The organism is Nocardioidaceae bacterium (assembly GCA_018672315.1).
In the GTDB taxonomy this organism is placed as follows: domain Bacteria; phylum Actinomycetota; class Actinomycetes; order Propionibacteriales; family Nocardioidaceae; genus TYQ2.
The window spans coordinates 766,069-779,672 of record CP076053.1; the positions used below are offsets into that span (position 1 = coordinate 766,069).

Genomic DNA, 13,604 nt, shown 5'->3' on the forward strand with positions numbered 1-13,604 from the left:
GGTCCCGGCGACCGGAAAGAGATGACAGGTCCTGGACACAACGCCGGAAGGTCTCTTCATGCGTGAATATCTCAAGGAGCACACGAACCCACCGGTGTTCCTGGGGGCGGCGGGCCTGACCCTCGCCTTCCTTCTGTACGGCGTCATCGCGCCTGCCCAGCTGGGCACCGCTGCCAACGGCACGCTGTCGTTCATCTCCGACAAGTTCGGTTGGCTCTACCTGTTCTCCGCGACCGGCTTCCTGATCGCCGTCCTGGTGCTGATGGCGTCCCGCCTGGGCCGCATCAAGCTCGGGCCCAACGACTCGACGCCGGAGTACTCGAACCTCTCGTGGTTCGCGATGCTCTTCACCGCAGGCATGGGCATCGGGCTCGTGTACTACGCAGTCGCGGAGCCGGTCACGCACTTCACCGGCCCCCCGACCGGCCAGGGAGGCACCCCCGAGGCCGCCGAGAACGCCATGGTCTACACCTTCTACCACTGGGGCTTCCACCCCTGGGCGATCTACATCCTGCTCGCGACGGCGCTCGGCTACTTCTCCTACCGCCGCGGTCTCCCCCTGCGGCCGGCGTCCGCGCTGTACTCCCTGCTCGGCGACAAGATCTACGGCTGGCAAGGCGCCCTCGTCGACCTCATCGCCGTCTTCGGCACCATCTTCGGGCTCGCGACCTCGCTCGGCCTCGGCGCCCAGCAGGTGGGCTCCGGTCTCAACACCCTGTTCGGCATGCCGAACAACACCTTCGTGCAGGTGGTCATCATCGCCGCGATCACCTCGATCGCCGTGGTCTCGATCATGCTCGGCATCGACAAGGGCGTCCGCAACCTGTCGCTGCTGAACCTGTGGCTGGCCTTCGGCCTGATGGTGCTGGTCTTCGTCGTGAGCAGCTCGCTCGGCATCGTCGACTCGCTCGCGAGCAACGTCGGCAACTACATCTCCGCGCTCCCCGGGCTCAGCCTGGAGACGTTCCCCAACAGCCAGTCGGGCCAGGAGTGGCAGGACGCCTGGACGCTCTTCTACTGGGGCTGGTGGATCTCGTGGTCACCGTTCGTCGGCATGTTCCTGGCACGCATCTCCTACGGCCGCACGATCCGCAACTTCGTCGGAGGTGCGCTGTTCCTCCCGGTCGGCGCCTCGGCGGTATGGCTGACGGTCTTCGGGGACTCGGCGCTGAACCGCCTGCTCGACAACCCGAACAACCCGGTCGCGCAGTCGGCGGACGATCCGGCCAACGGCATCTTCCTGCTGCTGGAGCAGCTGCCGCTGCCCGGTTTCCTCGTCACCGCCGCCTCGGTGCTGACGGTGGTCGTGGTCGTGCTCTTCTTCGCCACGTCCTCGGACTCGGGCTCGCTCGTGGTCGACATCCTCACGAACGGTGGCGACCCGAACCCCAAGTGGCAGCAGCGCCTGTTCTGGGCGGTCACCGAGGGTGCTGTCGCGGCGATCCTGCTCGTGGCCGGCGCCCTCGCCTTCCCCGACGACCCGGCGGCGGCACTCAGCGCGCTCCAGGCTGCCTCGATCGCAGCCGGGCTTCCGCTCTGCCTGGTGCTCATCGTCATGGGCGTGGGTCTCTACAAGTCGCTCCTGGGTGAGGACATGAGCTCGCCGAAGATCGTCGAGCCCGAGCCGCTCGCGGGACTCCGCGAGTACGCCCGTATGTCCGCCGGTCCCAAGGCCGAGCAGGGCGACCTGACCGACAAGCAGATCCGCGAGGCACAGAAGCGGTTCGCCAAGGAGGAGGAGCAGCGTACGCGCGGCGGCTCCTCCCGCGAGCCGGCTCCTGCGAAGAAGAAGAAGTAGCAGCACCCCGGGTCCGCCACGGACCCGAGCAGACGACGGCCCGGCGCCCGAGGGGGGCGCCGGGCCGTCGTGCGTCCGGAGCGCCGCGCCTATCGTGAGTCCATGACGGCGACCGCCCGCATCCGCAGGTATCTGGCGCTGGACGACCCGTGGGAGCGGCCCACCGCCGCGATCGGTCGGTCGGACGTGCTCGTGGCCGTCGGTCTGGCCGTGCTGGCCTCGCTCTCGCTGGAGCTGGTGCGGGCCGGGGGCGTGCTCCGTGAGGTGGGCCAGCCGGTCTGGCTGCAGCAGCTGGCCACCGTCTCCGCCCCGCTGCTGCTGATCGCTCGCCGTCGGCTGCCGCTCACGGTGGCCACGCTGGCCGCGGTGCACCTGTTCGTCGTGGGTGTGGTCATGCCGCTGGTCATGGGCCAGTTCATGTTGCAGGTCGTCTACGCGACAGCCATCTACTCGGGCGTCGCGTGGGCCCGCAACCGCACCACCACCGTCCTGGTGGTCGGCAGCATCGTCGTGTTCATGTTCGCCTGGATCGCTCTCTCCTTCGCCGTCGGACGGTCGCTGGAGGAGCAGTTCACCGTCCCCGCGGCCGAGCAGGACCCGGCTGCGCTGCTCGGACCGCTGACCTCCGGCGTGCTGCTGACCCTGCTGATCAACGCGCTGTTCTTCGGGGGCGCGGTCGGCTTCGGACAAGCGGCCTGGTGGCGGGCCCGCGAGCGCACCCGGCTCGCTGAGCAGGCGCGCACGATCTCCGAGCAGGCGGACCGCCTGCGCGACCAGGCCGTCGTCTCCGAGCGGCTCCGGATCGCCAGGGACCTGCACGACGTCGTCGCCCACCACGTCTCCGTCGTGGGCATCCACGCCGCCGCCGGACGGCGCGTCATGGACAAGGACCCGGTCGCCGCCCGGGAGTCCCTGCACCAGGTGGAGGAGTCCACACGCGAGGCCGTCGAGCAGATGCGGCAGCTCCTCGGGGCCCTGCGGCAGACACCGGCGGAGGCGGAGGCCGCCTCGCCCGACGTCGGGTCGGCGCCGCGCCTGGCGGACGTGGCCGAGCTGGTCAGGGCCTGGGAGGACAGTCGGCTCGAGGTGGCGCTGACGCTGGTCGAGGACCCGCCCGGCGCCGGCGACCGGGTCCCACCCGGTCACGGTCTCGCCGTCTACCGCATCGCTCAGGAGGCCCTGACCAACGTGGCACGCCACAGTACCGCCCGGCACGCCCAGGTCGCCCTGCGCGTGAGCAACGAGGAGACCGGTCGCGGCACCGTCGAGGTCGAGATCACCGACGACGGCCGGCCGCGGGCCGCCGGTCAGTCCGTCAGCAGCGGTCTCGGCCAGCTCGGTATCCGGGAACGGGCCCGCTCGCTCCACGGCACGGTCGACATCGGTCCCCGACCGGTCGGCGGCTACCGGGTCCGCGTACGCCTCCCCCTGGGCGGGGTCGGATGAGCGCGCCGAGCCCCGTACGCGTCCTGCTCGTCGACGACCAGCACCTCGTCCGCAGCGGGTTCCGCCTCATCCTCTCGGTCGAGGACGACATCGAGGTCGTCGGCGAGGCGTCCGACGGGGCCGGCGCCGTCCGCGAGGCGGACCGGTTGCGCCCCGACGTCGTGCTGATGGACGTGCAGATGCCCGGCACGGACGGCATCCGCGCGACCGCCGACATCGTCGCCCGCGACCTCGGCCGCGTCGTCGTGCTGACCACGTTCGACCGCGACGACTACCTCTTCGCCGCGCTGCGCGCGGGCGCCAGCGGCTTCCTGCTGAAGAACGCCGAGCCCGACCACCTCGTCGACGCCGTCCGGCGGGTCTCCTCCGGGCACGCGCTGCTGGCACCGGAGGTCACCCGCCGGGTCATCGAGCAGATGGTCGAGCAGGCCCCGGGCACGTCGGGCACCCCCGCCGCCCGACGGCCTCTCCCCGCGGACCTCACGGCCAGGGAGCGCGACGTGCTCGGACTGCTCGGCAGCGGCCTCTCCAACGCCGAGATCGCCCGCGCTCTCGTCATCGGTGAGACCACGGTCAAGACGCACGTGTCGCACGTGCTGGCCAAGCTCGGCGTCCGCGACCGCGTGCAGGCGGTCGTCTTCGCCCACGAGGCAGGACTGGTGTCTCCTCCGGAAGGATGAGGCACCGGCCTCACGAGCGGGGCCGGGCCCCGCGAAGATCGGTCCCACGGGGGATCCGCCGGCGCCGATGAGTCCCTAGCGTTGCCCTCATGAGTCTCACCGACGCACCCGTACGCTCCACGGGACGGACCGACCTCGGCCCGGGCCTGCAGCTGCGCGGCCTGGTCCGCCGCTTCGGCGACCTGACCGCGGTCGACGACGTGTCCTTCGACGTGCCGCCCGGTGTGATGACCGGCTTCGTCGGCGGCAACGGCGCCGGCAAGACCTCGACGATGCGGCTCGCCATGGGTCTGCTCGCCGCCGACGCCGGAGAGGTCTCGTGGCAGGGACGACCCGTGACCTGGGCCGACCGGACGACCTTCGGCTACATGCCCGAGGAGCGAGGGCTCTACCCGAAGCAGAAGGTCGTCGACCAGCTCGTCTACCTCGGGCGCCTCAAGGGCCTCTCGCAGACGGACGCCCGGTCGCGGGCCGTGACCCTGCTCGGCCGGTTCGGCCTCGGGGACCGCACCGAGGATCCGCTGGAGAAGCTCTCGCTCGGCAACCAGCAGCGCGTGCAGGTCATCGCCGCCGTGATCTCCTCGCCTCCCCTGCTCGTCCTCGACGAGCCGTTCTCCGGCCTGGACCCCGACGCCGTGGACGACATGGCCGAACTGCTCGGGGAGCACGCCGCCGCCGGGGTGCCCGTGCTGTTCTCCAGCCACCAGCTCGATCTCGTCGACCGTCTCTGCGACCGACTCGTCGTGATGGCCGGGGGGCGTGTCCGCGCCGCCGGCGGCGTCGACGAGCTCCGCGCCGCGGCACCGATGCGATGGCGGCTGGTGCTCGGTGGCGACGCCGGCTGGGTCCGCGACCACGCCGCGGGTGTCGCGGACCTGCAGGTGCTCGACGTCGAGGGCTCCACCGCCCTGCTCGACCCGCCCGCCGACCCCGGATCCCGCGACCGGGTCAGCGCCGACCTGCTCACCGAGGCGCTGCGCCGCGGCAGCGTCCGCGAGCTCGCCCACGTCGTCCCGACACTGTCCGACATCTACCGCGAGGTGACCGCATGAGCACCAGCGTCTCCCCCGACCTGGCGAACCCGCCCTCCCCTCCCCGTCGCGCCTGGGCGCTGGTCGCCCAGCGTGAGGTGATCGTGAAGCTCACCGACAAGGCGTTCGTGCTCGGCACGTTGGCGATGCTCGTGCTGCTCGCCGCCGTGCTGGCGGTGCAGGCGGTGCTCGCCGACCGCACCGAGGAGTTCACGGTCGCCGCGACACCGCAGACGGTCGCGATCGCCGAGGCGGCCGCGGGCCCGACCAGCGACATCGACGAGAACGTCGTCGTCGACGTCCGCCGAGCGGCCGACCCCGCCGCCGCCCGGACCCTCGTGCGGGACGAGGCGGCCGACGCCTGGCTCGCCCCCACCGACGACGGTTTCCGCCTGGTGGGTCTGCGTGCCGTCGACGGCGGCCTCGAGGCAGCCTTCGGTCAGTCGGTGCAGCAGCAGGTGCTGGCCGCGAACGCCGCGGCCGGGGGTGTCGACCTCGCCGGGCTCGAAGCGGGCTCCACGGTCACCACCGGACAGCTCGAGGGCGACGCGACCCGCAGCCAGCTCGCCGACCTGCTGGGCTTCGGCATGGCGTTCCTCTTCTACATCTCCTCGCTGCTCTTCGGGATCGCGCTCGCGAACTCGGTGGTCGAGGAGAAGCAGTCCCGCCTCGTCGAGATCCTCGCCTCCACGATCTCGGTCCGTCAGCTGCTCGCCGGCAAGATCGTCGGCTCGACCGTGCTCGCCCTCGGACAGCTGCTGCTCATCGGCGCGGTGTCGGTGGTCGGGTTGTCGTTCACCGAGTTCAGCAGCGCCCTGCCGGCCGTCACCGGAGGCATCGGCTGGTTCGCCGTCTTCTTCCTCGTCGGCTTCCTGCTGGTCTCGACGCTGTACGCGGTCGCCGGCGCCCTCGCGAGCCGTACGGAGGACGTGCAGTCGACGTCGGGCCCCGCGACCATCGTGGTCTTCGTGGTCTTCTTCGGCGGCGCGTTCCTCTCCGGCACCGCGGAGGTCGTGGCGTCGTTCCTGCCGCCGACCTCCGCGCTGATCATGCCGATCCGGGTCGTCTCCGGGGAGGCCGCGTGGTGGGAGCCGGTCGTCGCCCTGGTCCTGCTGGTGCTGGCCACCGCGGCAGTGCTGGTCGCAGCCAGCCGGCTGTACCGCCGTGCGCTGCTGCAGACCAGCGGCAAGCTCAGCATGCGCCAGGCCTGGACGGCCGCCACCTGAGCCGCGTACGCCTCACTCGGGGCTGGTGACGAACTCCTTCATCTTGGCGATCGCGAAACCGCTGGCCTGGGAGGCCGTGGGACGCGGCGGGATCGCGATCTCCTCGGGGTTGGTGACCACGTCGAGGAGCGCGGGGCCGTCGTGGGCGAGGATCGCCGCGACGGCCTCGTCGAGCTCGGCGGGGTCCTCGACGCGGACCCCGTGCAGCCCGCACGCCCGGGCCACGGCGGAGAAGTCGGGGTTGTGCAGCACCGTGCCGAACTCGGCGAGCCCCGCCTCCTCCATCTCCAGCTTGACCATGCCGAGCCGGCTGTTGTCGAAGACGACCAGCTTGACCGGCAGCTGCTGGGAGACCGCGGTGATGAGGTCTCCCATCAGCATGCTCAGGCCGCCGTCGCCGCAGAAGGCGATGACCTGTCGGCCGCGGTCGAGGGCCTGCGCCCCGAGGGCCTGGGGCATCGCGTTCGCCATGGAGCCGAGGTTCCATGAGCCGAGCAGCCGGCGCTCGTCGCCGAAGCGTACGAACCGCGACAGCCACACCGTCGCCATGCCGGTGTCGGCGGTGATGACCGCGTCGTGGTCGGCGTGCCGGTCGACCGACGCCGCCAGCGCCTCGGGGCGGATCATCTTGTCCCGGTTGTCGACGAGTCGACGTACGCGCCCGAAGAGCTTGGAGTCGTAGTCCGGCGCCGTCAGCCGGGCCTGCAGGCTGCGCCACGTCTCGTAGACCTTGCGCGCCGCGTCGAGGTGGGTCGTCGACGTCTTCTGCGTGAGCATCGGCAGCCATGCCTCGAGCGTCAGGCGCGCGTCGCCGACGAGCGGGTGGTCGACCGGGATGCGGCGCCCGACGTGGGCGCCACGGTCGTCGAGCTGCACCACCGTCTTGCCCTCGGGGAGGAAGGCGCGGTACGGGAAGTCGGTGCCGACCAGCACGAGGGTGTCGCAGGCCGCGAACGCCTCCGCGGTCGCCGGGTTGCCGATGAGCCCGGACTGCCCGACCTCGTACGGGTTGTCCTCCTCGAGGCCCTCCTTGCCCGGCAGCGTCAGCACCATCGGGGCGCACAGGCGTGCCGCGAGCTCCATCACCTGGTCGCGGGCGCCCACCGCGCCTCGGCCGACCAGGAGCGTGACGCGCTTGGCGTCGTCGACGGCCGCGGCGGCGGCGCGCAGCTGCCGCTCTGCTGCCGCGACCGGCGGCAGACCGCCCGCGAAGGTCGGCACCGGCGTGCCGTCGGGCACCTCCAGCTCGCCGACGTCGCCGGGGATGGAGAGCACGGCGACGCCACGCTCGGCCAGGGCCGTGGTCACCGCCCGCTCCAGCACGTGCGGCAGCTGCGAGGGCTGCGTCAGGGTCTCGTTGAAGACCGACACGTCGTCGAAGAGCGTCTGGTTGTCGACCTCCTGGAAGAACTCCGACCCCATGTCCTCCCGCGGCACCTGGCCGACGATCGCCAGCACCGGCGCGTGCGACTTCTTCGCGTCGTAGAGGCCGTTGAGAAGGTGCACGGCTCCGGGGCCGACGGTGCCCATGCAGACCGCCAGGTCCCCGGTCATCTGCGCCTGCGCGCCGGCCGCGAAGGCGCCGGCCTCCTCGTGGCGTACGCCCACCCACTCCAGGCGCTCCTCGCGGCGGATCGCGTCGGTGACGGGGTTGAGGGCGTCGCCCACGACGCCCCAGATGCTGCGTACGCCGTGGTTCGCGAGGGCGGTGACGATGAGTTCTGCGACGGTGGTCATGGTCTCGGCTCCTGCCGGTGGGGGTCCGTGGGTCGGCTGCCGAAACGGTCGGGATCGGCGCGACGCCAGTCCCCTTCCCATCCCGGCGGCGGCTCGATCAGCAGGGCGCGATCCTCCAGGTGGTCGAAGAGGTCCTCGTAGGACAGCACGGTGGCGTGGTCCAGACGTCGGCGCAGCATGTCGCGGCGCAGCTGGGAGGGGTGCGTGACGCCCATGGACGCCATCATCTGGCCGGCCTGCTCGACCACGGCCTGCTGGTAGCGCGCGACCCGCTGGGTCTTGTCGGGCACGTCGAGGGCCCGGGCCCGGCGGGGGTCCTGGGTCGCGACGCCGACGGGGCACTTGTTGGTGTGGCAGCTCTGGGCCTGGATGCAGCCGACCGCCATCATCATCGACCGTGCGGAGTTCGTGAAGTCCGCGCCCTGGATGAGCCGCTTGACCAGGTCGGTGGCCGTCGCGACCTTGCCCGACGCGCCGAGGGCGACCCGGTCGCGCAGGCCGGTGCCGACCAGGGCGCTGTGCACGGTCATCAGCCCCTCGGTCAACGGCATGCCGACGTGGTCGGTGTACTCCATGGGTGCCGCACCCGTGCCGCCCTCGGAGCCGTCGACGATGATGAAGTCCGGCGCGATCCCCTCCTCGAGGACCGCCTTGCAGATGGCCAGCACGTCGACGCGGGAGCCGACGCACAGCTTGAAGCCGACGGGCTTGCCGCCGGAGAGCTCACGCATCCGGCCGAGGAAGCGTACGAGGCCCCGCGGGGTGTCGAAGACACGGTGGCCGGGCGGCGAGACGACCGTCCTCCCGACCTCGACCTGGCGGGTGTCGGCGATCTCGTGGGTGACCTTGGGGCCTGGCAGCACGCCGCCGATGCCGGGCTTCGCGCCCTGGCTGAGCTTGAGCGAGGTCATCTTCACCTGCTCCTTCGCAGCCTTCTCGGCGAAGGCGTCGGCGTCGAAGTCGCCGTCGGCGGTGCGGCAGCCGAAGTAGCCCGTGCCGATCTCCCAGACCAGGTCGCCGCCTTGCTCGTGGTACGGGCTGAGCCCGCCCTCCCCGGTGTCGTGGGCGAATCCCCCGAGGCGGGCTCCGGCGTTCAGGGCCGTGATGGCGTTGCCCGAGAGGGCTCCGAAGCTCATCGCCGAGACGTTCACCAGCGCCATGTCGTACGGATGCCTGCAGTCGGGTCCGCCGATCCGGACCCGTGCCGGCTCCGCCGGCGGCTGCACGGGCGCGGTGGAGTGCACCAGCCACTCGTAGCCCGGCTCGTAGACGTCGCGCTCGGTGCCGAAGGGCTGCTCCTGCGTCTCACCCTTGGCGCGCTGGTAGATCGACGCCCGGGTGTCCCGGTCGAAGGGGCGGCCGTCGTAGTTGCGCTCGATGAAGTACTGCTGCAGCTCGGGGCGGATCGCCTCCATCGCGAACCTCATGTGGCCGAGCACGGGGTAGTTGCGCAGGATCGCGTGGCGCTTCTGGACCAGGTCGTGGACGCCGACCGCGGCCAGCACGACCAGCACGACGGCCACCAGCCACCAGCCGGCACCGCCCAGGGATGCGGCGAGGACGGCGAGGAGACCCAGGACGGACACGAATCCGACGGTTAGGAATCTGAACACGTCTGCTCAGTACCGCTGCACCTCCGCCCCGGAACCTCGCGATGCCTATGAAGTTGCTGTGTGCAACTGACTGCGACAGGATTTGGGGCGCACCGTCGCCCGCTGGTATCTTCGATCCTCGTGCGTCCGCGCCGTCGAGCGCGTCATGACCGGCCTCGTGCCGCCGCACACAGAGTCTTTCGCTCGTCCCAGCCAGTCACCGAGAAGTCGAGGCGTGCCCCGTGGCCAACATCAAGTCCCAGATCAAGCGCAACAAGCAGAACGAGAAGGCGCGCGAGCGCAACAAGGCCGTGAAGACGAACGTGCGCACCGCCATCCGCAAGTTCCGCGACGCTGCCTCCGCCGGCGACAAGGACGCGGCCGTCAAGGCCGCCGCCGAGGCCAACCGCAAGCTGGACAAGGCTGTCAGCAAGGGCGTCATCCACAAGAACAACGCGGCGAACCGCAAGTCGTCGATCTCCAAGCAGGCCGCTTCTCTCTGAGTCCGTCTCGCGCTCGAGCGAGTCAGCGCCTCACGCACGGCGTCGCCCTCGGGGCGGCGCCGTTCGTCGTTCCTGCAGGCGGTCGGTGCGTGGTGCCGGCTCAGCCGAGGCGCGCCTCGGTGACGTCGAGGAGCATGCGCTCCAGCGCGTACGCGGGGTCGTGCGCCGCCCCCTTGACCTCGGCGTCGGCCCGGGCGACGGCCCGCAGCGCGGTCGCGATGCCGGCGGCGTCCCAGGCCCGCGCCTGACCGGTGATCTGGCGGACCTTCCACGGTGGCACCCCCAGCTCGCGGGCGATGTCGGCGTCGCGCGCGCCGCGGCGTACGCCCTGGAGCCGTCCCAGCGCGCGGAGCGAGCCGGCGAGCGCGCTGGTGACCAGCACCGGCGGTGTGCCGGTGTCCAACGCCCATCGCAGCTCCTCGAGGGCCACGGCGGCGCGGCCGAGCACGGCGGCGTCGGCGACGGCGAAGGACTTGGTCTCCGCGCGGCCCCCGAAGTAGCGGGCGACGAGATCGGCTGAGATCGAGCGGTCCGCGAAGTCGTGGGCGAGCTGGTCGGCGGCGCCGGCGAGCGCGCGCAGGTCGGTGCCGACCGCCTGCACCAGCGCCTCGGCGGCGGGGGTCTCGATGCGTCCACCGTGGCGTCGCACCTCGCCCGCGACGAAACCGGGCAGCTCGTGCGCCTTGACCGCGGCTGACTTGGACTCCCGCACCGTGTCGAGCTTGCGCAGGCGGGTCAGGATGCCGGTGCCCTTCTGCCCGCCGGTGTGCACGAGGATCAGGGCGACGTCCTCGGCGGGCGCGGCGGCGTAGTCGACGACGCCGGGGACGGCCTCCTCGGGCAGGTCCTCGAGCAGCCTGACGACCACGCAGCGGGTGGAGGAGAAGAGCGAGGGTGCCGACAGCTCGTCGAGGGCGGCGGCCGTGACCGAGGAGCCGACGGTGTCGGAGAACTCCGCCTCGGGGTCGACGCCGCGCACGACCTCCTTGAGCGTGGTGACGGCCCGCTCGCCGAGGAACTCCTCGGGGCCGGTCAGCAGCGTCACGGTGCCGAGCACGTCCGCGGCGCTCGGAGCCCTGGTGCCTGCCACGCTCAACAGCCTCGCACAGTGCTCCGACAGCGGGCGTCGGGGCGTACGACTCCTCCCCCGGCCGCTCCCTCGTGGCTCACTCATCGCTGCCGCACCAGGGTCACCGGGCCGCCGCGGCGTACGACGACCAGGCGCCCGTCGAGGTCGGTCCGGCCGACGTCCGCGCCTGACCGCTGCAGGGCCTCCAGGGTCGCCGGGGCCGGGTGGCCGTAGTCGTTCTCCCCCACCCCGATCACCGCGACCTCGGCACCGAGTCCCGTCAGGAAGTCGAGGTCCTGGTGGGCACTGCCGTGGTGGGGCACCTTGAGCACGTCGACGTCGAGGCCGGCCAGTGGCGTCACCAGGTCCCGTTGGCCGCCCGGCTCGACGTCGCCGGTCAGCAGCACCCGCAGCGCCGGGCCTCCGGGCCCGGCCACGTCGGCGAGCACCACGAGGCTGGCGTCGTTGACCACCGAGCCCTCCGCACCGTCCTCGGTCACCGGCGCGTCCGGTGCTCCGTCGAGCAGGCTGCGCGGACCCACCACCTGCCAGGTGACGGCACCGTCACGGTGGACCTCGCCGAGCGCCGGCACCCGGACCGGGACGCCGTGCCGGCTCGCCGCGCGGGTCACGGCCTCGACACCGCTGCCGGGCGCCGGGAGCCCGCTGACCACGACCTCGCCGACGTCGACGGAGTCCAGCACCCCGTCGATCCCGCCCACGTGGTCGGCGTGGAAGTGCGTCAGCACCAGCCGGGGGACCTCGGAGACGCCGACGTCGCGCAGGCAGTCGGCCATGGCGTCCGGCTCACCGCCGACGTCGACGACGACGGCCGCGTGGTCGTCGACGCGCAGGAGGAGGCCGTCCCCCTGCCCCACGTCGCACTGCACGACCCGCCACCCCTCGGCGGTGCCGGCGCTCGCGGGTCCGAGCACCGGCACGTGACGCACCACGCTCGGGGGCACCACGATCCAGACCGTCAGCGCGGCCGCGACCACGACACTGGTGCGCCGCGAGCGCATCACCCGCGGCGCCGCCCACGCGACCGCCAGGCAGCCGAGGCTCAGGAGCACGATGCCGGCTGCGCCCGTGGGCCACGGCACAGCGGGCGTGGGAAGCCTGGCCGTCCAGGTCGCCACGAGGATGATCCACCCCGCTGCAAGTGACGCCCCCCACCCGAGGACGGCGCCCAGCGCCGGCACCACCAGCACGACGACCCCGCCGAGCAGCCCGGCGACGGTCGCGATGCCGACCACCGGTCCGGCGAGCAGGTTCGCCGCCACCGCGACGAGGCTCACCTCTCCCGACAACGCAGCCACGACGGGGGTGCAGGCCAGCTGCGCGGCCGAGGAGACGGCCACGGCCTCGGCGAGCCAACGCGGCAGCCATGGCAGCAGCGCGTCCCGCCACGTCGGCGACCACCACAGGATCCCCGCCGTCGCCAGGGCAGACAGGGCGAACCCCGGGGACCGGGCGAGCCAGGGATCCACCAGCAGGAGAGCAGCCACGGCCACCCCCCACGCCCGGGGCCCCTGATGACGTCCAGCGGTCCCGAGCGCCAACAGCCCGACCGTGCCCATCGCCGCGGCACGCAGCACCGACGGCTCCCCGCGGGCCAGCAGCACGAAGCCGACGATGCCCGCGGCGGCCACCACGGCCAGACCCCGGCCGCGTACGCCCGACCAGCGGGCCACGGCGACGAGGAACCCGCTGACCAGCGTGAGGTTGGTGCCCGAGACGGCGAGGAGATGGGTGAGTCCGGTGGTGCGGAAGTCGTCCTCGACCTGCGCGGGCAGTCGTCCGTCGTCCCCGTCGACCAGCGCAGGCACGAGTCCGCGGGGACCCGGTGGGGTCGCCGCGACGGCTCGGCGTACGCCCTCACGCACGGCGGCCGCTCCGCGCCACCACACATCCGGCTCCGCCGTCACCGCGAGCGGCGCGACCGGCGACATCATCGCGGCCAGGTCGCGGCCCTCGGCCGCGGAGAGGCGGGCCGAGCCGGCCAGCCGCTGGCCGAGCACGAGCCCGGGGTCGGCAGGGTCGGTGAGCACGAGCACCGGCGCCCGGCCCCTCACCGTGGCACCACGGGCCGCAGCCGCCTCGACCACCGCACGGGTGAAGACGACCGGCCCGAAGCTGCCCTGGACGGTGCGCGGGTCGCCGGTCACCAGCACCTCGACCCTGGCCACGGCCCCCTCCTGCGCCCACGCGGCGACCTGGCTGGCTGTCGTGCTCTCAGCGCGCAGCATCCCGGCCGCCCACCCGGCCACCAGCACCACCGCGACGGCCTGACCCCACGGCAACCCACGCACCCGCCAGAGGCCGAGGAGCACGACCACCACCAGGGCCAGGCCGACCCCCGTCGCAAGGCTGACGCCGAGCCAGGCGCCCGCCCAGCACGCCAGACCCAGCAAGGCTGCGCGTGGATCGCGGGGATCACGGTCGTCGGGGCCCTCCGATCGCCGGCCGGGCCCGCCATCGGCGAGCGCGGACGCGGCAGCGCCCCGGAGCAGCGTCGCCAC

At 72.5% G+C, this 13,604-nt stretch carries 10 protein-coding genes; 6 read left to right on the plus strand and 4 right to left on the minus strand.

The window, feature by feature from the left end; genetic code table 11:
- Positions 1–58: 58 nt before the first annotated feature.
- The 5 genes from KLP28_03615 to KLP28_03635 all read left to right on the plus strand — a co-directional run bounded on the left by KLP28_03615 (position 59) and on the right by KLP28_03635 (position 6,181).
- Complete coding sequence (locus KLP28_03615) at positions 59–1,798, plus strand: BCCT family transporter (protein ID QWC85843.1); 1,740 nt, start codon at positions 59–61, stop codon at positions 1,796–1,798.
- Positions 1,799–1,900: 102 nt separating this feature from the next.
- On the plus strand, positions 1,901–3,244 hold the full coding sequence (locus tag KLP28_03620; protein QWC85844.1) for a sensor histidine kinase: 1,344 nt from the start codon (positions 1,901–1,903) through the stop codon (positions 3,242–3,244).
- Positions 3,241–3,924, plus strand: coding sequence for a response regulator transcription factor (locus KLP28_03625; protein ID QWC85845.1), 684 nt, complete (start codon positions 3,241–3,243; stop codon positions 3,922–3,924). The genes KLP28_03620 and KLP28_03625 overlap by 4 nt, the downstream gene beginning before the upstream one ends.
- A gap of 89 nt (positions 3,925–4,013) precedes the next feature.
- Positions 4,014–4,976: an ATP-binding cassette domain-containing protein gene (locus tag KLP28_03630; GenBank protein QWC85846.1), complete on the plus strand. Its 963-nt coding sequence runs from the start codon at positions 4,014–4,016 to the stop codon at positions 4,974–4,976.
- Positions 4,973–6,181: an ABC transporter permease gene (locus KLP28_03635; protein QWC85847.1), complete on the plus strand. Its 1,209-nt coding sequence runs from the start codon at positions 4,973–4,975 to the stop codon at positions 6,179–6,181. The genes KLP28_03630 and KLP28_03635 overlap by 4 nt, the downstream gene beginning before the upstream one ends.
- 12 nt (positions 6,182–6,193) lie before the next feature.
- Here the strand turns inward: KLP28_03635 and KLP28_03640 are convergent, their stop codons facing one another.
- Positions 6,194–7,918, minus strand: coding sequence for a ubiquinone-dependent pyruvate dehydrogenase (locus tag KLP28_03640; protein QWC85848.1), 1,725 nt, complete (start codon positions 7,916–7,918; stop codon positions 6,194–6,196).
- Positions 7,915–9,531 (minus strand): FMN-binding glutamate synthase family protein, encoded by a 1,617-nt coding sequence (locus KLP28_03645; GenBank protein QWC85849.1) that lies wholly within the window; start codon positions 9,529–9,531, stop codon positions 7,915–7,917. Before KLP28_03645 ends, KLP28_03640 begins: the two co-directional genes overlap by 4 nt.
- A gap of 221 nt (positions 9,532–9,752) precedes the next feature.
- Here KLP28_03645 and rpsT point away from each other — a divergent pair, with 221 nt between their 5' ends.
- Complete coding sequence (gene rpsT / locus KLP28_03650; GenBank protein ID QWC85850.1) at positions 9,753–10,013, plus strand: 30S ribosomal protein S20; 261 nt, start codon at positions 9,753–9,755, stop codon at positions 10,011–10,013.
- Between the two features lie 100 nt (positions 10,014–10,113).
- On the opposite strand, the gene holA is transcribed toward rpsT, so the two are convergent.
- Positions 10,114–11,187, minus strand: a complete 1,074-nt coding sequence (gene holA / locus KLP28_03655) for a DNA polymerase III subunit delta (protein QWC85851.1) — start codon at positions 11,185–11,187, stop codon at positions 10,114–10,116.
- A complete protein-coding gene (locus tag KLP28_03660) occupies positions 11,184–13,604 on the minus strand; it encodes a ComEC/Rec2 family competence protein (GenBank protein QWC85852.1) in 2,421 nt (806 codons plus the stop codon). Before KLP28_03660 ends, holA begins: the two co-directional genes overlap by 4 nt.